This is a genomic window from Mogibacterium pumilum, from assembly GCF_002243385.1.
Taxonomy (GTDB): domain Bacteria; phylum Bacillota; class Clostridia; order Peptostreptococcales; family Anaerovoracaceae; genus Mogibacterium; species Mogibacterium pumilum.
Genome location: NZ_CP016199.1, coordinates 1,075,479 through 1,099,656, shown reverse-complemented (window position 1 = coordinate 1,099,656; position 24,178 = coordinate 1,075,479). Strand labels below are relative to the sequence as shown.

The following is a 24,178-nucleotide window of genomic DNA, read 5'->3' as shown; positions in this document are numbered from 1 at the left end:
TTTGAATTGTACAGGGACATACGACATATTTGTACATCGTTTGTCTCTTATACGATCTTGAGATCTGATCTCCAGTTTGCACTGTGTCGATCTCTTGACCAGTTTCTACACTATGAAGTTGTCATGGTTCTGCTGACTGCGTTTGAGCGTTTTTAAGCTAACGGCTCTCTCGCGACAGCTTAATCATTATAGCGCACCATTTTTGACTCGTCAAGCACTTTTTATCTTTTTTGAAAGATTTTCTGCTCGACTCATCTTGGCTCGCATACCTGTCACCTAACAGGCAACAAGTGTTTCCATTATAGAGTCTGCACTATTGCCTGTCAACCCTTGATTGCAACGTTTAGATATTATTATATTCATTTTTGATATAACCTATTTAATAGTATCTACATTTATAATTTATTTATTATTTTGTAGGTGTATTTGCAATGCGTACACCCTACTCTCTTTTATTTTGCTTTGCAGCTGTTATTAATCTCTTTCACCTTTCTTACATTTACACACATTGTCACATCTACACTTATATAAGTAGAGTATTTTATAGATACTATTTTTTTCAATTCTTTTTTTGTATTAATTAATTTCCTTCTTTTTTCACACTCAGGTTGTGCAGCTCTACAACGGATGTTACTCACTTATAGATTTTTCTCTTTGTATTTTGATTCTTCTTCCCATAGTGAGTTTATTGTCGCATGCGGTTTGCTCTCCCAATCTACAGTCACATACGGCGGATATCTAAATAGATACTTTTTATACGCCCTTCTGATTTTAGAGTGATTGTTTCTGCCAATGCCTATCTTTCTCCCTGACTCGAATTCGATTTCGTATTTATCTATTCTTCTAACTTTATCAAAATTGATGATTAAACCTACTAATGGTCTAAAGAACGATCTTCCAACTAACGAATATGCAATATCGTTAATTTTGGTAAAAGTCTTGTAGATATATGACGAGGTATATATAAGAAGAGCTTTTCCTTCTCTGTCTATAAATTCGATGTCATCAATCGCAACTTGTGCACATGTCGATCCAGTGATAATTGATATAGTGTCTGTGTTTTCCTTATACATATTTTGCTCCTTCTTTCGTTATGAAATAACACACTTTTGCAACCAAGGTTGACTGGTGGCTTAATCTTAACCTTATAGATACCAAAAGTAAATCGACTTTTTTCGACCCCAAAATCGATATATAGACATCCTAAATTTTACAACCACAATCTCTGCCATTTTTTAAATGTCAAATTTATTCCCAGAAAATTATTTATATATTTTTTCTTGATTAATGTACATAAATCCTATTCGTGGGCATCATTTCACCTTATTAATTAATGAAATTACAAATTCGTTTAGATACGATTAACTAACATCTATACGAATAAAATAACTGCAACCTATCAACAGTTATAAGTATCAATTCTGTTGATGACTGCAGTTATTTTTATATACACGGTACCATTATATAACTGTAAACATCGACTCTGCATCGACTTTTTTTACAGTATCTAATAGTTTTTCTACTCTAACTTCAAGCTCGCTCGTTCCAAAAGTGATTTTTATAACATCTCCTTCCTTTAGTTCGACTCCGGGCTTCGCAACTTTTCCATTAACTTCTACTCTACCCTGCTCACACGCCTCTTTGGCAACGGTGCGTCTTTTTATTATCCTCGAGTTTTTAAGAAATTTATCAAGCCTCATATCTTCCCCCACTTTATATTTATTGCCTTGTATATAGTTGCATTAACAACTTGAATTTTGTTTTTAAGCATATTGTATCTTTGTAATTTAGATTTTGTTTTTAAGTTTATTTTACCTTTGCAGTTTGGATTTAATTTTTAAGTTTGTTATCTTTGCAACTCGAATCTGTTTTAAGCTTATTTTACCTTTGTAATTAGGATTTTGTTCTTAAGTTTGTTGTATCTTTGCAGTTTGCAGTTTACACCATGTACTATTTAATCATCATCATACTCGCGAGCAACCTCAGCGACAACACTGAACTTTGTCATCTTATTTTGTGTATCAAACCTTACATATGAATAATATTCATTCCAAAACAAGTGATCACTTCTCGGGCTCCACTGTATACCATAATAGAGACTTGTCTCATCTGTTGGATAGTTAGGTACTGACCACAAATGACGTCCAAAAGTATCCTTAAATTCCTGTTCACTTAAAGTAGAAAGTAAATCAAGTCCATTAAGTTTAACTTTATTACTGCAATTTCTAGCATTTTTTATACAATCCTCATCCATCATTATAGCAATAACTTTACAATCCTTGACCAGGGTATCCTTTTTCATATCGCCAAAGAAAAAAATACTGCCGATAACAGTGTCATTCTTTACTATTAAATATTTCGAATAAAGTATTCCTTCTTCAGTTCGCTTGTAACCAGCAGGGATAACCATATTGCTATCGGGCGAATATTTTTCATATCTTGGTGAATTTAAAATATTTGTATAGTCATCCTCACTCCAAGTGTCGTCACTTACTCGTACATATATATCAAACCCATTATCCATTAGCTCCGAAGCTTTCGTCTGCGCCATCTTAATATCCATGTCGCCAAGGGTTACAACTGGCGCCCTTTCCGGAAGACCAATTACAGCAAATGCCAACATAAGAAACAACGAGAGAAGTGCTGTTGCTGCAAGGATCATCAACGATCTGCCCGTTCTTTTGCGGGCATTAAATAGCGCAAGTGCCGGCGGCCCAATTATCCATCGCGACATAATTGAAAACCCAGAGCCTGCCCCTTTTACTAGCCTAATAGCTCCGCTAACCGCTATCGCTATCATCAGAACATAAACTATTAATTCGTTTATAGGAATTTTGCTCGTATCTGGCGATTCATTAACAGCACTATCGAGAAGAGATAAACCGTTAACTTTCTTAATCTTCATATACCTATACGCCCCAACGCCTATGCCGATATATAGTAGAGCCAAAAGCCCAAGTAACCCAAGTAATGTCAGTCTAGCCATTTTATCCTCTCAAACTGCTTCAAACTGTATGTGTGCACGGATGATATACACATATTACGTGAACATTAAATTTGCAAAGAAAAAGATGGGCACATCGTACCCATCCCCTTAAGTATCATTCAATTACTTGTTTACTGCATCCTTAAGCGACTTTCCTGCCTTGAAAACAGGCGCCTTTGAAGCTGGGATATCAATAACTGCCTCTGGCTTCTGTGGGTTTCTACCCTTTCTAGCCTTTCTTGATCTTGTCTCAAATGTACCGAAACCGATGAGTCTTACACTGTCTCCAGCAACTAGAGACTCTTCAATTGTTCCTAGTACAGCATCCAAAGCAGCCTCTGCATCCTTCTTCTTAAAACCAGTCTTATCAGCAACTTTGCTTACTAATTCAGCCTTATTCATAATTTTCCTCCTTATGGTAACTTAACTACACGTATTATACTGTTGAAGTATTGAAAAGTCAACGAATTGATTATGTTTATCTTGTTTTTAGTTTGTAAAATGCCTATAAAATGTAAAAATAACCACTTTTATTGCTTATTCGTCAAGTGAAGTTTATCTGTTAGTCTCAAAATCTTCTCTCCCTTAGGCATCATAATGATTTCCTCTGGCCCTAAGCATTTAGTTACAAATACGGCTACTACATAAACGAAGACAGCTATCATCATCGCTACAAGTGTCGCTAGTGAGTTGCTTCCTAGGAGTCTAAACACCAAAACATACGAGCCATGTGCTGCACCACCCATTATCAGTGATGCAATAGCAGGTTTAACAAATGTACTTATTATATCTAGGTTAGTTCCAGTAAGCTTATGCATTGCACGATAGTTGAGTATTGCAGTTATTCCATATGCGGCCACGTTTCCAGCAGCGGCACCATTTATATTAAACGACGGAATACCTACTAATATATATGTGATGATGAATTTGCATATAACACCTATCGAAAGGTTTATAACAGGTATCGCTGGCTTTCCTATTCCTTGTAGAACGCTCGAGAACGTACGTAAGATTGACAGACACACTATCCCCAGTGATAGAACCTGCAGTGTTGGTACTGCAAGCGCAGAATCCTCAGGCTGTCCTGGATATAATAGGAATAAAATTGGTCTTGCTAAAGCGATTAAACCAACCATGCAAGGAAAACTGATAATCATACTCGTCTTTATTCCTGTCTGGATATTCTTATGAAGACCAACCATGTCAGTTCTTACGAATGCCGATGAAATCGCTGGTACTAAGCTGACAGCTACCGCAATAGTAAACACCTGCGGGAAACCGATTAGCGGATCACAGAACCCGCTGATCAAACCATATAGTTGTTTTGATTGATGGTGACTCCACCCTGTAGCCTGTAACCTTCTCATTACTAGCCACAAATCTACAATCATCATGAACGGTAAGATTGCAGAACCAATAGTAATCGGTACAGCGATTTTGAGAAGTTCCTTGAATATTGATTTTGTAGATTCATCCTTGTGTACCGATTTCTGAAAGTGAAGTCTACGAGCATTAGATCCTGCAATGTAGACGATTAACAGTAGAATTAGTGCCGCAATCGAGCCCGCCGATGCTCCAAAAGTAGCACCTGCTGCCGCCTTTGTGAGATCAGCACTGGAATGAAGGAACATGTAAGCAAGACCTAATCCCGCAAATACTCTCATCAGCTGCTCGATAACTTCCGATGCCCCCGTAGGCATCATCTGCTGTTGTCCCTGTGAGTATCCTCTGAACGATGCAACGATAGGTGCAGTTAGTAGCGCTGGTGCAATCGCCCTAAGAGATGCCGCCCCACCAGGATTTTTACTGTGTGCAGCTATAATATCTGCTCCGAAATAGCAAACAATAAATCCGAACACGCCTATAGCAAACATGATTCGTAGAGATACCTTGTATACTCTGTGTGCATTGATATAATCACCAATAGCAACCCTTTCTGATACCATCTTTGAAATCGCCACTGGCAGACCAGCAGTCGCAATAATCAGAAAGAACGAATAAATCGGATAAGCTACGCCATAATACGACATACCTGCCGCACCAATCCAGTTATTAAGTGGAATTCTGAAGAATGCGCCAAATACTTTAGCAATTATTCCTGTAATAGACAGGATTGCTGCACCTTTTACGAATTTGGCTCCATGTTCAGAGTGATGAACCTTACTCATTTATATCTCCTAAAATATATAGTTTCTTTAAGCACTAACGCCGATTATACCATAACATGTACATAAGTCTATGATGAACTCACGATACCTATTCAGCATGAGACGGTCCTTGTAGCCTTGCTTCTGTCATTGTCGTCATCAAGTCTAGGATTCTGACCGTTGGCTTTTCCTTAGCCTTTTGTAGACTAAGATAAGGATTTGTTCCACTGCTAATGACTAGCTGCTCTCCATATTTTTGTTTTGCGACGATTAATGTGAATGCATCAGCATTGTTTTCCTCGTTAAATTCAATGATATACCTTCCACCGCGTTCAGATATTAATTTAACACCGAGTTCTGCCGCTAAACACTTAATCTCAGCAATCCTAATTAAATCAACTGTTACATCTGGCAAGTCACCGTATCTATCTATCAGCTCTGCTACAAGCTCTTCAGCCTCTTCATGATTAGCAATCTGCGCAATTTTTTTATAAGCCTGAAGCTTTAGTGTCTCATCCTTAATATACTCAGCCGGTATACGAGCTGGTATATCTATTTCAATCGCTATCTCTTCTCTTCCTTCAGTTATCTTTTCACCCTTAAGTCTTCTGACCGCCTTGTCAATTTCCTTAACATAGAGCTCATAACCGATACCTGCGATATTACCATGCTGTGCTTCTCCTAGTACATTTCCTGCTCCTCGAAGCTCAAGATCTCGCATAGCCAACTTAAAGCCTGCTCCAAACTCGGTAAACTCCCTGATAGCAGCAAGCCTTTTTGCAGCAACCTCCGTTAATACTCGCTCTGGTTTATAGAGCAAGTATGCATAAGCAAGTCGATTTGACCTTCCTACTCTACCCTTCAGTTGGTAGAGCTGCGAGAGACCTAACTTATCAGCATTTAGTATGATTATCGTATTGGCGTTAGGAATATCGATACCATTCTCGATAATCGTAGTAGCGACGAATACATCTACATCTCCCTCTACAAAGTCTAGCATGACATTTTCAAGGGTCGTTTCATTCATACGGCCATGCCCGACTGCAACGGTTGCATCGGGAACTAGTGAGTTAATGCGCTTTGCAACGTCGTTAATACCATTTACACGATTATAAATTACATAGACCTGTCCGCCTCTGTCAAGCTCACGTCTTACCACGCTTCGTATCAGCTCATCATCTTCAGCAGATACGAAAGTCTGTACCGGATACCGATCCTGCGGAGGTTCCTCAATTGTACTGATATTCTTGATGCCCGTTAGCGACATGTTTAGTGTTCGCGGAATTGGTGTTGCAGATAGTGTAAGAACATCAACAGACTGTCTAACCATCTTGAGCTTCTCTTTGTGTTTAACTCCAAATCGCTGTTCTTCATCAATGACTAGTAGTCCAAGATCTTTGTAAGATATATCATCGGAAAGAAGCCTATGCGTACCTATTACTAAATCTACCGTACCCTTATTAATACCTTCTAGCACTTTTTTCTGATGCGACTCATTTACGAACCTTGACATCATCTCTATGTTGAAAGGATAATCCTCAAAACGTTCTTTTAACGTATTAAAATGTTGATTCGCGAGAAGCGTCGTTGGCGCTAGAAACACTGCTTGTTTTCCTTCAGAAATACACTTGAATATAGCTCTCGCTGCAACCTCTGTCTTACCGTATCCGACATCTCCGCAGAGCAGTCTGTCCATCGGTAGAGGTTTCTCCATGTCCTCTTTTATTTCAGCTACTGCCTGCAGCTGATCGTCTGTCTCTTGATACGTAAAACTATCTTCAAACTCGCGTTGCCAAACGGTATCGCGCTGAAATGCATATCCCCCCTTAAGTTCTCGCTCGGCATATAGTTTAACTAGGTCTTCAGCAATCTCCTCAATCGCCTTGCGAGCCCTAGCTTTGGTATTACGCCAGTCTCCCCCTGAAAGTCTCGATAGTTTAGGCGCCTTTCCTTCACTTCCGATATAACGCTGGACTATATCCATCTGTTCGGTCGGAATATATAGTACATCGGTTCCTGAGTAATGGATTTTCAGGTAGTCCTTTATCTCCCCATCAGCCTCTAAAGTCTTTATTCCTTCAAAACGGCCTATTCCATGCTCTTCATGAACAACGTAATCACCTGCATGAAGATCAAGAAAATCTTGCTTCTTGGTCTTACGCTTAACCTTACGCTTTGCACTCTTCTTTATATTAGGAAATATGTCTGACTCCGTTATATAGCAAAGCTTCTCATTATCGAGCATCATTCCTGAGCCGAGCTGCCCTATATCATATCTAAAATGTCCGAAAATCTTGGCATCTTCTAGATACTCACGGATTCTCTCATGTCTCTCTCGTTCAGTCGAAACTATATGTACTTCATATCCTTCTTTAGAGAGTCTTCTCATCTCTCTTCCAAAGAGTTCCATCTGTCCGTTAAAGCTTGCAATCTGTCTACTAGTCACATTTACGACTTTGTTGAACTCCTCTATACCCTTAATAGGTTCAGGAAACGGTGTAAATACGACTATATCTCTATTATAAAGTTTGTTTAGATCAGATTTTTCTTCATATTTGGGAATCTCGGTCTCTACCCTGTTAGGGTCATAAATCATCAAGCTTGCATCATCACTGCATTCAAGATAATCCCATATCCTCTCATCCTTTATATTGAAGAACTTTAAATAATTAGCAAATATCTGCACATTGGTGCATTCTGTAAACATTTCCGTGATACGGCCCTTAAGCTCATTTATTCTATTTATTCTGCCATCTGATATTTCCCCATCCTTATTCTCAGCATGCAGCTGAAAAAGCCTATCATCGTATTCCCCAATAATTTTAGTAAGAGCAGTTAAACGCTCTTCTTTCGTTGGAACGAATTCTGCTGCTGGGCAAATTCTAACAGAATCAGCATTTCCAAGAGATATTTGAGACACTGCATCGAAGCACCTAAGAGAATCTATCTCGTCATCAAAGAACTCTATTCGAACTGGGTCAATATGGTTAGGTGAAAAGATATCTACTATGCCACCGCGTGTACTAAACTCTCCCTCCGCTTCAACCACTGGGGCAGCAACGTATCCAAGTGCAACAAGCTTATGCTTCAGTTCAGATGGGTCAATTCTCATGCCCATCTCAAGCTTGATAATAGAATCCGTGAACCTTTCAGCTGGCTGAAGAGGTTTTAAAGCAGCTGAAATCGGCGCAATTACAACCGATTTATCATCCGATGTAATCGCATCAATGGCTCTTATTCTCTGAATAAGTGAGTTGCTATCTTTTGCCTCATAAATAATCTGCAACTCATCCTCTTCAGGCATCACGAAAATCTCGCGATCTTGTACAAAAAAAGAAATATCATCTCGAAGCCTCGTAGCAACATCTGCTCTGGAAACGATAATTATTGTCTTCTTATTCTTAACAATCTCCTTGGCTGCATAGTAGGCAACCCTACTTCCGCTGACGCCAGTGATATTGGTCTTCATATCTAGTCCTTTTTCTTGGTAGTATTGTTGAGATTCATTGCTTTCTCAATTCCAACCTCAATAATATCCTTTGCCGCTTTTGCCGCTTTTACAGCAGTTTCATCGAGAATTGCATTCTCATCCTTTGAAACTTTTCCTATTACATGGTCAACTAACGAACCGTCATTACCACCAACACCGATTCTAATCCTAGGAAACTCAGTTGTTCCAAGCTGGCTGACTATTGAACGCATTCCATTATGAGTGCCTGTCCCACCAAACTTACGAATCCTAATTGCTCCTAATGGAATATCGATATCGTCGTATATTACAATCACGTTTTCTGACGGCACCTTGTAAAAACTTGTGACTTCCTTCAGAGCATCACCGCTAAGGTTCATATACGTTTGCGGCTTTACAAGCAACACTTTCTGAATTCCTATTCTACATTCTCCAATCAAAGACTTGAACTTAGCTTTTGTAACATCGACATTTAAATCATCTGCTAGTTTGTCGATTACCCTAAACCCCATATTGTGTCTCGTCTGTGCGTATTTATCCCCTGGATTCCCTAATCCTGCAATAATGTACATACTCTTTTTCTCCAATAGATAGATTGGCAACGGAGATAACTCCGTTGCCATAAATAATAGTTTTATATCAATATTAGTCAAATAACGGGCTCACAGAACCACCCTGATAAATTCTAGTGATTACCTCTGAAAAGATTGGTCCTACAGAAATAAATATCATCTTGTCAATTTTCTTCTCGTCAGCAATTGGCACTGTGTTGAGAAGAACCAGCTCCTTGATAGGACTCTTCTCAAGACGTTCCATAGCTGGTCCCGACAGAACTCCATGAGTAGCGCAAGCATACACGCTCTTTGCACCAAGTTCCATAAGAGCATTTGCAGCATTACATATAGTACCTGCGGTATCAATCATATCATCTAAGAGAATGCAGTTCTTGCCATTGATATCTCCGATGATATTCATAATCTCACTCTTGTTAGGCTCTGGACGTCTCTTGTCGACAATTGCAATCGGAGCATCAAGCCGCTGCGCCATATTTCTAGCTCGTGTTACGCTTCCGTGGTCAGGTGATACAACAACAATATCCTCTAGATTCTTTTCTTTGAAGTACTTTGTGAGTATCGGTAGTCCAAGTAGATGGTCAACTGGAATATCAAAATATCCCTGAATTTGATTAGCATGGAGATCCATAGAGATAAGTCTATCTGCTCCAGCAGCCTGAATTAGATTTGCTACAAGCTTAGCTGTAATCGGATCTCTAGCCTTTGCTTTCCTATCCTGTCTTGCATATCCATAGTAAGGAACTACTACATTGATTCTTCCTGCAGATGCTCTCTTGAGCGCATCAATCATGATAAGAAGCTCCATCAAATGATCGTTAACAGGTGCACACGTTGGCTGAACGATGTATACATCGCAGTCTCTAACCGACTCCCATATACTTACCTGAATCTCACCATCACTGAACTTATTAACAGTTGATTTGCCAACTTTAATACCCATTAGTTCAGCAATCTCATTTGCTAGCTCTGGATGCGCGTTGCATGTAAAAAGCTTTAGATCGGAAAAGACCTTGTTCATTGTTTACCTCCAATACGTGAACTTAAAAATATAATCGCTAGTTATTTATTATCTTTTTTCAAAATCTTACGGTTACTTACCCAATTTTCCTTTGTGGTCATCCTCGATCTTCCTATGCAAAGAGCATCTTCCGGAACATTCTCCGTAACTGTTGTAGCCGCTGCTACGTATGCGCCTTCACCTACTTCAACCGGTGAAACAAGGTTAGAATTGCATCCAATAAATGCATCATCGGCAATCTTGGAACGATACTTCTTATTACCATCGTAATTTACGAATACTACTCCGCATCCTAGATTTACATTCTTTCCTATATCAGCATCACCTATATATGTCAGGTGCGAAGATTTACTTCCATCTCCCATAGTAGAGTTCTTAACTTCAACAAAGTCTCCTACTTTACATTCGTCACCGATAACACTGCCCGGTCTTATATACGCGAATGGTCCAACACTAGTCTTTGCTCCGACCTTGCTCTCATATATGTAAGACGCTTCTACAGTAGAGTCACTACCTACCTCCGCATCTCTAAGCACGGACGACTGACCTATATAAGCGCCAGATCTAATAATGGATTTACCAGAAATCGTAACGTTCTGAGCAATAGTAGCCCCCGCTTCAATCACAACCTCTTCATCAATATAAGCCGAATAGATATCTACAAAGTTAACTCCATCCTCTTCCATCCTGCGTCTGTTAGACTCCAGCCTTGCACTCTCGCAATTCCTGTACTCCTCAATAGTCATATAATTCCTCCGCTACGCCTTAAGCATCATCTGGCCTATTTTATAAACGTCGCCAGCTCCCATCGTCATCACGATATCGTCCTTTTCTGCATTTGCTGCAAGGTACTTAACGATATCTTCAAAATCCTGAACATAATAGACTTCTCTATCAGGATATTCTGCCTTAATGGCATTCACTAGCTGGTACGAAGAAACACCGTACACGTCCTTTTCTCTAGCCGCGTAGATATCGGTTATAATCAACGAGTCCACGTGGTCGAAGGACTCAACGAACTCCTCGAAAAGAGCCTTTGTCCTAGTATATGTATGTGGCTGGAACACGACTCTCAACTTGTTATGCTTAACCTTGCTTGCAGCCGAAAGTGTCGCCTTAATCTCTGTTGGATGATGAGCGTAGTCATCGACAATCTTGACACCCTTCTTAGTAACTCCAGTGAAGTCAAATCTTCTATGAGTTCCTTTGAAGCTCTTAAGTGTACCTGCGATAACATCATCTCCAACGCCGAGATATCTTGCTGTAACGTATGCTGCCATTGAGTTCAGTACGTTGTGCTCACCTGGAACACCGAGATGCAGGTGGCAGAGAACCTTACCTTCATGGCAAATGTCATACTCTGGGAAACCGCCATCATCAAACGAAACATTTTCCGCATAGAAGTCGTTACTGTCTGTATATCCGTATGTAATTACATTGTTAAGTCCTCTGAGTGCCTCCTTGACAAAAGGATTCTCACCGAATGCAATGATGATTCCCTTCTTAGGAATGTTGGACACAAATTCCTTAAACGACTTAACTATGTGATCCATGTCTTTGAAGTAATCTAGGTGGTCTGAATCAATGTTGAGGAGAACTCCGATTGTTGGAGTAAGATACAAAAAGCTATCCATGTACTCGCAAGCTTCCGTAACAAAGTAGTTGGTACCCCCTATCTCTACATTGCCCTTAATCTCATCAACATTACCACCAACAAGAATTGTAGGTTCATACTTTGCATCACGAAGTATTAATGAGGTCATGGATGTAACTGTTGTCTTACCATGTGTACCACATACCGCAATGCTATGCTTATAGTTGTTCATAAGCATACCGAGAACTTCCGCACGAGAGAAGATAGGAATCCTTCTCTCCTTTGCACGAACAATCTCAGGATTAGTATCAGATACAGCGTTGGAATACACTATAGCATCTACATCATCAACATTCTCTGCCTTATGTTCACAGAACACTTTAATACCAACCCTATTGAGATGGTCAGTAATATCTGATCTATTGATATCAGTGCCACTAACTACATGACCATTGTCTTGAAGTATCTCCGCGACAGCCGATAGACCTACGCCGCCAATACCTAGACAATGAATTCTCTTGAACTTTGAAATGTCAGCCACTTTATTTACCTCCAAGCAAATTAATACCTCGAATAATTATACGGCATATCCCTTATGATTTCAACGAAGAATAGGTACGAAACACGATTATAGCATGAATTGACTTTTGGTCTAATCGCGGTAAAATTAATGATATTGGAGGAAATTACCATGAAGAAAAATAAACGTGTTGGAAGCTTGATTACAGAGCTTCTCTCCCACCCTAGCAAGCTCTATTCATATAATGACTTTTGTTCGAAGTTTGACATTGCAAAGTCGAGCCTTAGTGAAGATATTACTACCACCGGAGAAATTATAGCGGAGGAAGGAATAGGTAGACTAGAAACCATTCAGGGCGCTAACGGTGGGTTGAGATACGTTCCCGCCTTATCGAGTGATAAGCTAAAGAATCTACAGAAAACACTTGCAAATAAATTATCCGACCCAGCGAGAATTCTCGGGGGAAGTTTTTTGTATACTTCTGACCTCATGTTTGACAGCCAGTTAACTCGCAGTATGGGCACTTATTTCGCTGGCAAGTTTGCAAACCTTAACGCCGACTATATCGTCACGGTTGAAACCAAAGGAATCTCACTCGCTGCCGATGTAGCCTTCATGATGAACCTCCCTCTCGTGGTAGTTAGACGAGAAGCGAAATATTCAGAAGGATCTACTGTTAGCATCAACTACTTCTCTGGATCGTATGACCGCATACAAAAGATGTCAATTTCCAAGAGAGCCGTTACAACGAGTAAGCGTGCAATAATCATTGATGATTTCATGCGCGGTGGTGGCAGCCTCAAGGGTGTATCAGAAATTCTTTCTGAATTTGATATTGAAGTCGTAGGTGCAGGCGTTGCAATTGCATCAAGAGAGCCAGTTAAGAAGAAAATTTCAAACTACCTACCCGTCATATACCTTGACTCAATCGACGAGGATGCTAATGTAATCAAAACGTCATTTGAATAGACATTTTGCAGGTTTTTGGACTATTTAAGATACTTAAAAATACTCCTATTTCTACACAGATTTGACATACTTGAGTTATATAATCATAGCAATTTATGATTCGAGGGAGAGATTATTGCTAAAATTTGATATGCACTGCCATACGAGATATGGCTCGATAGATTCCAAGGTTAGAATCTCCGAATATGTCGAGATGCTTTCTGAAAAAGGATACGACGGAATGCTCATAACTGATCACGATTCTTACCGCGGATATAATCGATGGAAGACTGAAAATCCAGATAATACATTTAGAGTTATAAGAGGAATCGAGTACGATACTAGAGATGCTGGCCACTTTATCGTCATTATGCCTGACGGTGTTCACCTACAGGCACTTACAATGCGCGGGATGAAGGTTGAAAAATTAGTCCACCTCGTCCACCAGTTAGGCGGAATTGTAGGTCCAGCTCACCCATTCGGCACAAAAAGTTCAAGCGCCATGCTATTAAAAGCACTTAAACGAAACAGAAATCTAGTAAAAGAATTTGATTTTATTGAAGGTTTTAACGCCTGCGAGACTGAGACTGCAAATGATTTATCGCAGCTACTGGCCAAAGATTTTGATAAACCGATGTTCGGAGGTTCAGACTCTCATGACTATAAGTATGTAGGAATGGGATATACACTGTTCTCAGATGATATATCATGCTGTGATGACCTAATAGCTACAGTGCGCAAGGCTTTAGATTGCAATGATAATAAAATAAGTTGCGGCGGAGTTGTGCGCGGCGAAACTTTAAAGTCAAAGCATGCACATGCTTTCTATTCAGTATATGCATTTATCGCTTATAACTTCAGTCTCGGGATAATTTATTCTCCGTTTAGATCGCATAGAATCAAGAAAGCCCTGGAGCACAAATAGGTTTACTGCCATATTTAACTACACATATACTTAACGTAGCGTGAAGCGAATATTCAATCTAGCATGCGGTTAAGTACAAAATATTAAAAAACAAAAGCACCAGCACCCAATGCATTATCATTGATAGCTAGTGCTTATTTATTTGTGTGAGATTGTAAAGCTACTCGAATTCACGAGTGTGTTCATAGCTAAAATTAGTTATATACGTATACTATAGTTCCAATAGGAATGATTCCGAATAGCTGAGCAGCCATTGAAGGAGGCATGTTTACACAACCATGTGAGCCGTTCGAAATATATATTCCCCCACCAAATGCACCTCTCCAGTTCGCGTCATGGAGACCATTGCCACCGTCAAATGGCATCCAGTAATTAACATGTGATTCGTAATCTGAACCATCATCATTACGGCCTCTCAATGTGACATTACGCATCTTGCCGTTAATTCTAAAGATTCCAGTTCTCGTTCTATGGCCAGGACCTCCAGATACAATGGATGATGTGAATACAATATTTCCATTCTTGATGTACTTTACATTCTGACCTGCAAGATTAATTTCTAGATGCGAACCACCACCACTTGCTACAGCTTTATCTGTAACGATTGAACCTGTTTTGCCATTTTTAGCAGAATCAAGGATAGAATCAGCAGTCTTATCCACATCCACATTGAGCTTCAACGCACTGTTATACAGTGTCTTATCGCCAGAAAGTGTCTTAACAGTCAATGTATTACCTGAATACTTCTCAGCAATTTCCTTAGCAACTTCCTTGGCTCCCTCTTTGCTATACTTTGGTCCTTCCTTCGAATAAAGAATTACCTTAGCCAAGGAATTAGGTTCAACCTCGTACGGAGTTCCTGTAATAGTATTTAGGTACAGTGGCTTAGAAATATACTTCTTAGCAAATTCAAACTCTTCCTTAAGCGATTCAGCAGTTACCTTAGGTTCTGAAATCAGCTTTTTGCGGTCAATCTTATACTTATTAAACTTATAGTCAGCAGCCTTCTTCTCAGCAATTTCTTTAGCTACCTTAGTGAAATCAACACTATCGCCCTGAACCTCAGGAACTAGTTCCATGTTGTTATAATCGATGTAAGCATCTTCCGTATACTTAACACCCTGTGCATCAGGAACAGCCTCGCCAATAATCTTAGCAGACTCTTCAATTCCACCTTCATTCTTGAGCGAAACACTATAGTCTACACCATTTCTCATCAATATCCTTGGATCGATGGACGAGATTGCAATTTTGGAACGAACAGATGACTTAATGTCGTAAGTAAAAGAAGTTGTTATATCCTTCGGTTCCTGACCTTCTTCCTCGATTGTAAATGAGTTATTTGCATCCGTAACTTTCTTTACAGCCTCATCCACCTTGAGTCCAGATACGTCTACACCATCAATCTTAACGCCACTCGGGAAAGTTGTTGCGTTACTATATCTATATCCCCCAAATGCACCCACACTTATCAAAATCACTGCAACAATTGCAATGATTATTTTAGCTCGCTTACCAGTACCAACCTTCTTATCAGCGAGATCTTGTACTACATTCTTATTTCTCAACTCCTATATTTCCTTACTTCTTTTATGAATTTTATTATTAAATTAAATTGCATTTTGTAAAATCTATACCTATTAATTAAATCACATTAGGGTGATTATGTCAAAGCAAAATAAAACAACTGAACCATATTAGTTCAGCTGTTTTCGTTATGGAGGCGACACCCAGATTCGAACTGGGGATAAAGGTTTTGCAGACCTCTGCCTTACCACTTGGCCATGTCGCCATTTATTGGCTGGGGTAACAGGATTCGAACCTGTGAATGACGGAGTCAGAGTCCGTTGCCTTACCGCTTGGCGATACCCCAATATTAATTTGTAAATATGAATGGGGTGGGTAATGGGATTCGAACCCATGCATACAGGAGCCACAACCCTGTGTCTTAACCGCTTGACGATACCCACCATACCAAGTTTAAAATTGGCGACCGGGAACGGGCTCGAACCGTCGACCTCCAGCGTGACAGGCTGGCATTCTAACCAACTGAACTACCCGGCCAAAATATGGTGGACGCTATAGGGCTCGAACCTATGACCCCCTGCTTGTAAGGCAGATGCTCTCCCAGCTGAGCTAAGCGTCCAAATGGTAGCGGCGGATGGACTCGAACCATCGACCTTCCGGGTATGAACCGGACGCTCTAGCCAACTAAGCTACGCCGCCACAAGCACAGATTAATGTGTCGCCAAATTATATTACCAAACGACATTATCCTTGTCAATACTTCATAATCATTTTCTGTGATAATCTCGTTAAATTAACCTATTTATGATATACTGTCCTAGTATATTTTTCAAGAAATAATTTATTATTGGAGGTTTCTGTGACATCACCAGGTTCAATTGCAATTTCAATAGCCGGTTTCGATATAAAATGGTACGGGATTTTGATTGCTTCAGGCGCATTACTAGCTCTGTTCATAAGCTACAAACGTGCTCCTAGGTGCGGATTATCCCCCGAAGATGTGTTAGACATAGTCCTCGGCATACTTCCAATGGGTGTAATCGGAGCCAGAATATACTATGTAATATTTAACTGGAGCTACTACAGCAAGTACCCTTCTGAGGTAATTAACATACGAAGCGGAGGGCTCGCAATACACGGTGGCCTCATATTCGGCTTTATAACTGCATACATTATTTGCAAATATAAGAAAATTAGATTTGTAGATGTAGCTGATCTCATCCTACCTTCAGTCGCCCTTGCACAGGCTATAGGTCGCTGGGGAAATTTCTTTAACAACGAAGCATATGGTACCGAAACTAACCTTCCATGGGCTATAATAATAGATGGAAAGTCAGTACACCCCACTTTTCTTTATGAATCAATATGGTGCTTGTTGATGTTCATTGCCCTTTCTTATATGTATAAACGCAGAAAGTTCCCTGGGCAAATTGCTTGTCTATATGGTCTCCTATATGCTCCAGAGAGATTTCTTGTAGAGGGGCTAAGAACAGATAGCCTAATGATTGGGTTCTTGAGACAGGCTCAAGTTATAAGCATAGTTATCTTTTTCGCTTCACTCACACTGTATTTATACCTAAAGAGAAGAAGTACACTAAATAATTAATATAATTTGTAAGAGGTAAAAAATGAAACTAGGTATAGTCGGTCTACCTAACGTAGGCAAGAGCACGCTATTTAACGCTATTACTAAGGCTGGCGCAGAAGCCGCCAACTACCCTTTCTGTACAATTGAACCAAACGTCGGAGTTGTAACGGTTCCAGATAAGAGACTCGAGGTCTTGACAGACATCTACAAGGCAAAGAAAACTATTTATACGACGATAGAATTCTGCGATATCGCTGGACTTGTTAAGGGTGCTTCAAGGGGAGAAGGTCTTGGAAATAAATTTCTCGGTCACATTCGCGAGGTTTCCGCGATTGTGCACGTTGTAAGATGCTTTGAAAATGACAACATCGTTCACGTAAACGGTCACATAGACCCTCTCGATGATATCGATACTATTAATACAGAGCTTATCTTTGCTGATCTCGAGGTTCTAGAGAGAGCTATTGCTAAACTGAATAAGAATATGAAGACAGATAAAACTCTCAGCAAACAGATTGCATTACTCGAGAAAGTTAAGGAGTGGCTCGAAACTGGTAAATGTGCTCGCGCTATTGACCTTGAAGACGATGAAAGAAAAATTATTGCGACAATGGATCTCCTGACATATAAGCCGGTAATATATGTAGCTAATGTTTCTGAGGATGAGATTGCTAGCGAGGATAACGAACATGTAGTTAGAGTTGCAGAGTTTGCAGCTACTGAGGGTGCGGGGTGCGTAAAGATTTGCGCTGAGATTGAAGCTGAAATGGCAGATCTAGAAGATGAAGAGAGAGAACTGTTCCTAGAGGATTTAGGAATCTTCGAGTCAGGTCTCGACAAGCTTATCAAAGCAAGCTACTCCCTGCTTAATCTAATATCCTATCTAACTGCTGGCGAACCTGAGGTTAGAGCTTGGACAATTACCAAGGGAACTAAGGCTCCTCAGGCTGCGGGAAAGATTCACACTGATTTCGAAAAAGGATTTATCAGAGCTGAGACCATTGCCTACGACAAACTTATCGAGTGCGGTGGTAGCCTTGGCAAAGCACGTGAACAGGGATTAATTAGGTCCGAAGGTAAAGAATATGTAGTTCAGGACGGAGATGTAATCCACTTCCTATTCAACGTATAGAGATTAATATATAAACAATTGAGAATTAAAAGGGGCTGCTATATAAAGTGGTCCTTTTTTAGTAAAAACATCTATTGATATCATTTATCATCACATATATTAATCGAATAATCTCTAACTTAAAATATTTATTATGTTACTAGTATAATTATTATCACAATAAGTATTGCAAAATATACAAAGAGCGACTATAATCACTTATAGAGATTGTCTCCCTGGCAATCTCTTAATCTCTAGTCCCAATACCCTTTTTACGAAACAGACTACTCCCCTGTAGTCTGTTTTACTTTTTTGTACCAATGAATTATAGTAATAAAATATAGAAGATAACATTTATATCATTATACTTTATGCTAAATTTATAACAGTAGACATTATTATATTTCTTACTTAACACTTAGATGTCATATATTTGGCAGCAATAAATGGTAAAGACATGAAAAAATTTACAAGGAGTTACAACGTACCCATTTACTCTGGGCAAATATTCGATTTATATCACGGTGAGCTAAAGCCATGCATATTTGATATTGAAACAACAGGCCTCTCCGCACAGCGAGGAAATAAAATTATCCTTACAGCTTGTCTCACAGCGGATAATAGAGGAGTAACTATAACTCAGTTTCTTGCAGAAAGTCCATATGAGGAGGATCGTGTAATCATGGCCACTATGGATTTTCTGAAAGAAGAAGGAATAGATTATTTGATTACATATAATGGATCATCGTTCGACATTCCATTTATGAAGCAGCGTCTTGATATAAAGCGCCTGCCATACACCCTAAACATGTATGAATTCGATCTATATAATTTCATTAGATCTAACACTAATCTCAAATCTAAAGTCGGTTCAATAAGCCAGAAAAATATTGAGCAACACTTCGGAATTAGTGGTAATCGCAAGGATGTAATATCTGGTCGAGAGAGTATCAAGCTGTTTTCAGAATATGCTGTAAATCAAGATTCTGTAATAGAAAAGATAATCCTTACGCATAACCGCGAGGATGTCCTACAGCTCTGTCACCTTCTCAATATAATCGGACGAAACAACTTTAGTGCTGTGCTCGGTGAAGCTGATACTGATTGTGGTTGCAGGAATTCTTCTGAGTTTGGAATTGGTAATGCGAAAGCGACGCCTAATGTGAGAGCTGGGATTCATAAGAGTGCGGTGCCTGATGTTAGAGCTGCTTCTGCATCTAGTAATAAACCTGGTACTAGCGCAGCATCTAGTGCTAGCAATGAGACTTATCCGAGCGCAGTATCTGCTTCGAGCTCGGGTATTGATGAGAGCGCCGGTTATAATATAAGCGATGCTTCTGTGGCTAGCAATGAGCCTGGTGCGAGCGCGATGTCTGGTGCGAGCATAGCATCTGGTGTTTCGAACCACCGTTTGGATGCGGCGCTGGCGCAGACGGGAGCTGGGCTCCCGTCTGCTGGCGGCGAGCTAACCGCAAGACCGAGGCTCGCTGCCGGCTGCCTGACCGTGACGGGCAGGCAGCTCCGTGCGCCGCACAGGCTGGCCGATGATACTGATTTCGCTATCAATGCTAATTACTTCCAAGAAACAGCATCATCTGTAAGCGCTGAATTCATCAAGGAAAACTGCTCGTACCAGATAAGAGTTCCACTTGAGAAGCACGGAAACTCGCAGTTTATAGATGTCAGACAAATATTATCAGATGCAGAATCATCAGATGATAAAACCCAGATTAAATGTGCTCACTTATTAAGAAATTCTGATAACCTTGTTAATGACTATCTATTGCTTGTGAATGATGGCAAAGAATTGAATCGAGAAATTAATTTATTTTCTATTCTTATCAGCACCAAGTTATATAGAAGCGTATAAATACTATTATTTTAAAGCATATTTGTTACAGTTATATATGCGATTCATACGAAAAAATTCATGCTGCAAATTAAGCCACAGCATGAATTTTTTCGAATCGAAACCATGGTAATTTCTCCCATTCTTCTGGGCTTCAAAAACTTGATATGTTAATTCAAAATATTTGATAGATGATTATCATCACAGCACCCTTCTTAAATCTATAACTGCGAAGCTAATTATCTTATCAGACTACAAGATATTAAACAACACAAATTTTAACACCAAAAAACGACTTCAGATTGTTCTGAAGTCGTTACTTTTTGTTGGTTGCGGGGACAGGACTTGAACCTGCGACCTCCGGGTTATGAGCCCGACGAGCTACCAACTGCTCTACCCCGCGACATTTTATACATGGTGCCGGAAACCGGGGTCGAACCGGTACGAGAATCACTTCTCACGGGATTTTAAGTCCCGGGCGTCTGCCAATTCCGCCATTCCGGCACAAACTCAATGGCTCCGAGGGTGGGGCTCGAACCCACAACCTACCGGTTAACAGCCGGTTGCTCTGCCATTGAGCTACCTCGGAACATTATCCCGCATTTGCGACTCCTTCATTTTACACTACTCATAATATGGTGTCAAGCAGTTTTGTGTAATAAAAATACACCTATGAAAATACATTTATAGCAACCTATCAAATATGCGTTTAAGCACTTTCTCTCTTGCCTAATATCTTCAGTGTAAACTTTTCAAGTACCATCTCACCACCAACTAGAAGCAGTGTCATGAGAGCAAATATGATGTATTTATTAACATCAATCGGAAGCGCTGGAGGTAGTTTCATTAAATAGCTGTAGTTGCTACCAAGAATTGTGTTCAATATTATAATCACCAAGTTCATTATGAGTGTAATTACAACTACGCTCTTTAGATCCAGCTTTACTTCATTCTTCGCAATTACCATAAGCGAACTCATCGTTATGAAATAATGCGTACATATAAAAGTAATATTAGTTAGGTGTGGCCACATATAGTCAGAAGGATCTGGCACACCGAACGCAACAATAGTTCCGATGATTCCTAGCCAAGCAAAATATTTTGTCATCTTCGGTTTCTTTGCTGCATACCCTACTGCCGTCATTATCACTGCAATCCTGCAGTGATATAGCGGAAGCCCTTCTTGGATAAAAAGCTCCTTATAGCCAAGATACCAGATAAATAGCGTAATCTGCAGCAATACATTAACAGCTAAAAGTACTTTTAATAACTTCTCATTTTTTCTAAATTTATATGCAATAATAATCGCTATTACTAGACCTGCATATACAATTTTCATGTTTAGATGCGGGTCACCATCCAAAGTGTATCTAAAAAAATGTTCCATTGCTCTTATTTAGAAATTCTCTTGTTCTATATTGTTCTTAACTATCTCAATCTTATTCAGGTACTTGGCAGCATTTGCCTGATCTCCTATCGCAGCATATACAGATGCAAGCTCTTCCATAATATCTGTATTGCTCGGAGTATATACAAGCGCCTGCTTATAATACTCAATCGCTGGTTCGGCATTACCTAGCGATGCTGCACAAACTGCCATGTAGTACCAAAGTGGCCACCAATCACGGTAGTTCCCATTCTTGTACCTGGACAAAATTTCTAGACCGCCTAGATAATCTCCACTAAGCACGCAGTTTACACCCTCTTCAATCTTGACTGGCTCCTCTAGAGCTGTCATCCTCTCGGAAATCTCACTGCGAAGCTCTTCAGTCTCTGGGTCGCCAGAAGCTGCGGTAAGCTCTATGAACTTTTTCCATGTTAGGTCAGCTTTAGTATAGAGTCCCATATTTGCATATCCATACCCAAGGAAATAGTAGCCCATTTCAAACTCCGGATGAATCATGGTAAGAAGTTCGAAAACATCAAGTGATTCAGCTTTGAAGTTACCAACATAGGACTCGTCTTCGTTCTCTAACTCATAAGCATCCTTGCAAGCCCTACCATATAGATACAGTGCATCTTGAGATTTAGGATCAAACAGCAAAACCGCTCTGAAGAACATTGCTGCAAGCTCGTAGTTTCCAGCCTGACCATACTTGGCGCCTTTTGCGATTAACGCCTTGCCAGCATCATCACCAAATATGTGCTTTATATATGCTACATAGCTATCCTTATACTCAAAAGTAGTGTCTGCACCTATGACTCGCGCCATTCCAAAGGCAATCGTTAAAGTCGTTAGCTCATCTCCCAAGCCTGCCGAAATCGGAACTGGAACGCCATGAAGTATTTCCAATACTCCTGCTTTTTTCAAATATTTATCCGAAAGCTCATCAAATAAAATACCTCCATTTAAATTCTGGAGGTATTTTGCAATGCGATCTTGTTTAGCTTTTTGCTTTGACATGTATTTCCCAACCTTTACGTTCTAGTCTTCTAATCACATCTTGTGAAACATTGTTGTTCATATCGCTATGAAGCACTTCCTGAAGCACCTGCAGCTTTAGCGTATCTTCATTCTTATCGTATAGCTCTGCAGCATATGTATATAGAACTCTATATAGATTCTCCTCTTTGCCTAGCTTGCATGTAAGATTATTCTCCATTATGAATAACGTAAGTCCATCGAAAAACTCGAACGGCTTCATGCCCGCATCAAACAATATCTTGCCGATAGAATCTTCAAAACCGCGTTCAAAACGCTTAATCGTTTCAGCTACAAGCTTGATTCTTACAATATTAGCTGCCGAAATATAATCATTCGTTATAACTTCATTAGGATACTCTCTACTATATTCATATCCAAACTCTTCAGCTCTCTGTCTAAACATCGTGCCCTTCTTGATGCGAAGAACCTTAATGTCAAACTCATCAGCACCGAGATTGTAAATCTTGTTAAATGCTCTTTCAAACAGTTCTATCGTCTCACCGGGTAGTCCTACACGCTGTACAACTCGCACATTAACTTTGCTATTCTGCAAAAGTTTAGATACGTTATACATGAGCTGATATATATTCTCCTTGCGGCCTGATGCTGCAAGAGCAATTGCATTTGTACTCTCGATATCGATATCAAAATGGAATAGTCCCGGTCTAGCTTCACTTAGAAGTTCCACTGTTTCCTCATCCAGCAGGTCACCATTTACATCAAAAGAGAACGAAGTAACACCATTGTCGTTATTGATTAAGTACTCCCATATTCTGTAAGCCCTGGAAATATCATAGTTAAACCACTTCTCGACAAACTCGACTTTTTCGACCTTCTTAACTAGGAAGTATCTGAGTTCGTTGCAAATTCTGTTCAAGGACAGCGAACGAAGCGATACACCTGGCATGTACTGCGAGTAGTGACAGGTATCGGGAACGCCTCTAGACGATTCGTAGTATATAGTGTCGCCTTCCTGAACCTCAAACTTATCATATGCAAACGGAATATCTTCGTAACGAATCGGCTCACCAATTTTATTTACAAGAACCTCGTCATTTTCCCTATACGCTAAACCATCGATGCTCTCAAAGTCAAAATTATACGTAATAATCGAACGTACGAAGTCGAATAGAACCTTTTCACCCTCACCGCGGAACACATAGTCCACTTCCGGATGCGCTAGCATAAATTCACGAGTCTCGAAGCTCACTTCCTTACCACCAACCACTGTTATGCAGCTTGGAACTGCCTTCTTGATCATCTCGCATATATGCACTATCTTGGATTCATTGATTTCATCTGCATGGAAATACAAGATACTGTACTTCTCTTCAAGAAGCTCTTCGTAAATCCTCTGATCAGTTTCACTCAATTCAAACTCCTTGAGAGTCACCTCTAGCGGTGCATTCCCAACGACATTGTACATATTCTTGAGTGCTAGCTTTGAATCAAAGCAATCTGTCTTGACTGTGCTGAGCAATAGCTTCATCGTTGTC

General features: G+C 39.9%; 19 protein-coding genes and 9 tRNA genes. 5 read left to right on the top strand and 23 right to left on the bottom strand.

Features of this window, described 5'->3' with window-relative positions:
* Positions 1–638: 638 nt before the first annotated feature.
* The 10 genes from AXF17_RS05270 to murC all read right to left on the bottom strand — a co-directional run bounded on the left by AXF17_RS05270 (position 639) and on the right by murC (position 12,330).
* Positions 639–1,073, bottom strand: coding sequence for a LytTR family DNA-binding domain-containing protein (locus AXF17_RS05270; RefSeq protein WP_094234126.1), 435 nt, complete (start codon positions 1,071–1,073; stop codon positions 639–641).
* Positions 1,074–1,460: 387 nt separating this feature from the next.
* The gene (locus AXF17_RS05265; protein WP_094234125.1) at positions 1,461–1,700 is read right to left on the bottom strand and encodes an RNA-binding S4 domain-containing protein; all 240 of its coding nucleotides are present in this window, start codon (positions 1,698–1,700) and stop codon (positions 1,461–1,463) included.
* 254 nt (positions 1,701–1,954) lie between these two features.
* Positions 1,955–2,986, bottom strand: a complete 1,032-nt coding sequence (locus tag AXF17_RS05260; RefSeq protein WP_094234124.1) for a hypothetical protein — start codon at positions 2,984–2,986, stop codon at positions 1,955–1,957.
* A gap of 123 nt (positions 2,987–3,109) precedes the next feature.
* On the bottom strand, positions 3,110–3,388 hold the full coding sequence (locus tag AXF17_RS05255; RefSeq protein WP_009643555.1) for an HU family DNA-binding protein: 279 nt from the start codon (positions 3,386–3,388) through the stop codon (positions 3,110–3,112).
* A gap of 128 nt (positions 3,389–3,516) precedes the next feature.
* Positions 3,517–5,154 (bottom strand): putative polysaccharide biosynthesis protein, encoded by a 1,638-nt coding sequence (locus AXF17_RS05250; RefSeq protein WP_094234123.1) that lies wholly within the window; start codon positions 5,152–5,154, stop codon positions 3,517–3,519.
* Between the two features lie 88 nt (positions 5,155–5,242).
* Entirely contained in the window at positions 5,243–8,602 is a 3,360-nt protein-coding gene (mfd, locus tag AXF17_RS05245; protein WP_094234122.1) for a transcription-repair coupling factor, read from the bottom strand.
* A 2-nt stretch (positions 8,603–8,604) separates the two neighbouring features.
* Entirely contained in the window at positions 8,605–9,174 is a 570-nt protein-coding gene (gene pth / locus AXF17_RS05240) for an aminoacyl-tRNA hydrolase (RefSeq protein WP_094234121.1), read from the bottom strand.
* 73 nt (positions 9,175–9,247) lie between these two features.
* Positions 9,248–10,195: a ribose-phosphate diphosphokinase gene (locus AXF17_RS05235; RefSeq protein ID WP_094234120.1), complete on the bottom strand. Its 948-nt coding sequence runs from the start codon at positions 10,193–10,195 to the stop codon at positions 9,248–9,250.
* Between the two features lie 41 nt (positions 10,196–10,236).
* Positions 10,237–10,941 (bottom strand): UDP-N-acetylglucosamine diphosphorylase, encoded by a 705-nt coding sequence (locus AXF17_RS05230; protein WP_094234119.1) that lies wholly within the window; start codon positions 10,939–10,941, stop codon positions 10,237–10,239.
* A gap of 12 nt (positions 10,942–10,953) precedes the next feature.
* Positions 10,954–12,330: a UDP-N-acetylmuramate--L-alanine ligase gene (gene murC, locus AXF17_RS05225; protein WP_094234118.1), complete on the bottom strand. Its 1,377-nt coding sequence runs from the start codon at positions 12,328–12,330 to the stop codon at positions 10,954–10,956.
* A gap of 150 nt (positions 12,331–12,480) precedes the next feature.
* On the opposite strand from murC, the gene purR reads away from it, so the two are divergent.
* Positions 12,481–13,278, top strand: a complete 798-nt coding sequence (gene purR, locus AXF17_RS05220) for a pur operon repressor (protein WP_094234117.1) — start codon at positions 12,481–12,483, stop codon at positions 13,276–13,278.
* A 115-nt stretch (positions 13,279–13,393) separates the two neighbouring features.
* Positions 13,394–14,182, top strand: a complete 789-nt coding sequence (locus AXF17_RS05215; RefSeq protein WP_094234116.1) for a PHP-associated domain-containing protein — start codon at positions 13,394–13,396, stop codon at positions 14,180–14,182.
* A 194-nt stretch (positions 14,183–14,376) separates the two neighbouring features.
* Here AXF17_RS05215 and AXF17_RS05210 read toward each other — a convergent pair whose 3' ends face one another.
* The 7 genes from AXF17_RS05210 to AXF17_RS05180 all read right to left on the bottom strand — a co-directional run bounded on the left by AXF17_RS05210 (position 14,377) and on the right by AXF17_RS05180 (position 16,408).
* On the bottom strand, positions 14,377–15,750 hold the full coding sequence (locus tag AXF17_RS05210; protein WP_094234115.1) for a L,D-transpeptidase: 1,374 nt from the start codon (positions 15,748–15,750) through the stop codon (positions 14,377–14,379).
* A gap of 150 nt (positions 15,751–15,900) precedes the next feature.
* Positions 15,901–15,974 (bottom strand) — tRNA-Cys (locus AXF17_RS05205).
* Positions 15,975–15,980: 6 nt separating this feature from the next.
* Positions 15,981–16,055, bottom strand: a tRNA-Gln gene (locus AXF17_RS05200).
* Between the two features lie 21 nt (positions 16,056–16,076).
* Positions 16,077–16,152: transfer RNA gene (locus tag AXF17_RS05195), tRNA-His, on the bottom strand.
* 17 nt (positions 16,153–16,169) lie between these two features.
* Positions 16,170–16,246 (bottom strand) — tRNA-Asp (locus AXF17_RS05190).
* A gap of 6 nt (positions 16,247–16,252) precedes the next feature.
* Positions 16,253–16,328: transfer RNA gene (locus AXF17_RS05185), tRNA-Val, on the bottom strand.
* Between the two features lie 3 nt (positions 16,329–16,331).
* Positions 16,332–16,408, bottom strand: a tRNA-Met gene (locus tag AXF17_RS05180).
* 160 nt (positions 16,409–16,568) lie between these two features.
* On the opposite strand from AXF17_RS05180, the gene lgt reads away from it, so the two are divergent.
* From lgt to AXF17_RS05165, 3 genes are all read left to right on the top strand, one after another.
* Positions 16,569–17,315: a prolipoprotein diacylglyceryl transferase gene (gene lgt, locus AXF17_RS05175; RefSeq protein ID WP_169711323.1), complete on the top strand. Its 747-nt coding sequence runs from the start codon at positions 16,569–16,571 to the stop codon at positions 17,313–17,315.
* A gap of 22 nt (positions 17,316–17,337) precedes the next feature.
* Positions 17,338–18,429, top strand: coding sequence for a redox-regulated ATPase YchF (ychF, locus tag AXF17_RS05170; RefSeq protein ID WP_094234113.1), 1,092 nt, complete (start codon positions 17,338–17,340; stop codon positions 18,427–18,429).
* Positions 18,430–18,841: 412 nt separating this feature from the next.
* Positions 18,842–20,278 (top strand): ribonuclease H-like domain-containing protein, encoded by a 1,437-nt coding sequence (locus AXF17_RS05165; RefSeq protein ID WP_094234112.1) that lies wholly within the window; start codon positions 18,842–18,844, stop codon positions 20,276–20,278.
* A 306-nt stretch (positions 20,279–20,584) separates the two neighbouring features.
* Here the strand turns inward: AXF17_RS05165 and AXF17_RS05160 are convergent.
* The 6 genes from AXF17_RS05160 to AXF17_RS05135 all read right to left on the bottom strand — a co-directional run bounded on the left by AXF17_RS05160 (position 20,585) and on the right by AXF17_RS05135 (position 24,171).
* Positions 20,585–20,660: transfer RNA gene (locus tag AXF17_RS05160), tRNA-Met, on the bottom strand.
* Between the two features lie 12 nt (positions 20,661–20,672).
* Positions 20,673–20,761 (bottom strand) — tRNA-Leu (locus tag AXF17_RS05155).
* Between the two features lie 10 nt (positions 20,762–20,771).
* A tRNA-Asn gene (locus tag AXF17_RS05150) sits at positions 20,772–20,846 on the bottom strand.
* 120 nt (positions 20,847–20,966) lie between these two features.
* Positions 20,967–21,596, bottom strand: a complete 630-nt coding sequence (locus AXF17_RS05145; protein ID WP_237049006.1) for a YwaF family protein — start codon at positions 21,594–21,596, stop codon at positions 20,967–20,969.
* A 57-nt stretch (positions 21,597–21,653) separates the two neighbouring features.
* The gene (locus AXF17_RS05140; RefSeq protein WP_094234110.1) at positions 21,654–22,661 is read right to left on the bottom strand and encodes a tetratricopeptide repeat protein; all 1,008 of its coding nucleotides are present in this window, start codon (positions 22,659–22,661) and stop codon (positions 21,654–21,656) included.
* A complete protein-coding gene (locus AXF17_RS05135; RefSeq protein ID WP_094234109.1) occupies positions 22,642–24,171 on the bottom strand; it encodes a B12-binding domain-containing radical SAM protein in 1,530 nt (509 codons plus the stop codon). Before AXF17_RS05135 ends, AXF17_RS05140 begins: the two co-directional genes overlap by 20 nt.
* Between the last annotated feature and the right edge of the window lie 7 nt (positions 24,172–24,178).

What these genes read in the sequence shown, in the direction of transcription:
- AXF17_RS05145 (WP_237049006.1), bottom strand. Translation starts at nt 21,596, where the DNA reads ATGAAAATTGTATATGCAGGTCTAGTAATAGCGATTATTATTGCATAT.
- AXF17_RS05255 (WP_009643555.1), bottom strand. Translation starts at nt 3,388, where the DNA reads ATGAATAAGGCTGAATTAGTAAGCAAAGTTGCTGATAAGACTGGTTTT.
- mfd (WP_094234122.1), bottom strand. Translation starts at nt 8,602, where the DNA reads ATGAAGACCAATATCACTGGCGTCAGCGGAAGTAGGGTTGCCTACTAT.
- purR (WP_094234117.1), top strand. Translation starts at nt 12,481, where the DNA reads ATGAAGAAAAATAAACGTGTTGGAAGCTTGATTACAGAGCTTCTCTCC.
- AXF17_RS05260 (WP_094234124.1), bottom strand. Translation starts at nt 2,986, where the DNA reads ATGGCTAGACTGACATTACTTGGGTTACTTGGGCTTTTGGCTCTACTA.
- AXF17_RS05250 (WP_094234123.1), bottom strand. Translation starts at nt 5,154, where the DNA reads ATGAGTAAGGTTCATCACTCTGAACATGGAGCCAAATTCGTAAAAGGT.
- AXF17_RS05230 (WP_094234119.1), bottom strand. Translation starts at nt 10,941, where the DNA reads ATGACTATTGAGGAGTACAGGAATTGCGAGAGTGCAAGGCTGGAGTCT.
- AXF17_RS05270 (WP_094234126.1), bottom strand. Translation starts at nt 1,073, where the DNA reads ATGTATAAGGAAAACACAGACACTATATCAATTATCACTGGATCGACA.
- pth (WP_094234121.1), bottom strand. Translation starts at nt 9,174, where the DNA reads ATGTACATTATTGCAGGATTAGGGAATCCAGGGGATAAATACGCACAG.
- ychF (WP_094234113.1), top strand. Translation starts at nt 17,338, where the DNA reads ATGAAACTAGGTATAGTCGGTCTACCTAACGTAGGCAAGAGCACGCTA.
- AXF17_RS05265 (WP_094234125.1), bottom strand. Translation starts at nt 1,700, where the DNA reads ATGAGGCTTGATAAATTTCTTAAAAACTCGAGGATAATAAAAAGACGC.
- AXF17_RS05135 (WP_094234109.1), bottom strand. Translation starts at nt 24,171, where the DNA reads ATGAAGCTATTGCTCAGCACAGTCAAGACAGATTGCTTTGATTCAAAG.
- AXF17_RS05235 (WP_094234120.1), bottom strand. Translation starts at nt 10,195, where the DNA reads ATGAACAAGGTCTTTTCCGATCTAAAGCTTTTTACATGCAACGCGCAT.
- AXF17_RS05140 (WP_094234110.1), bottom strand. Translation starts at nt 22,661, where the DNA reads ATGTCAAAGCAAAAAGCTAAACAAGATCGCATTGCAAAATACCTCCAG.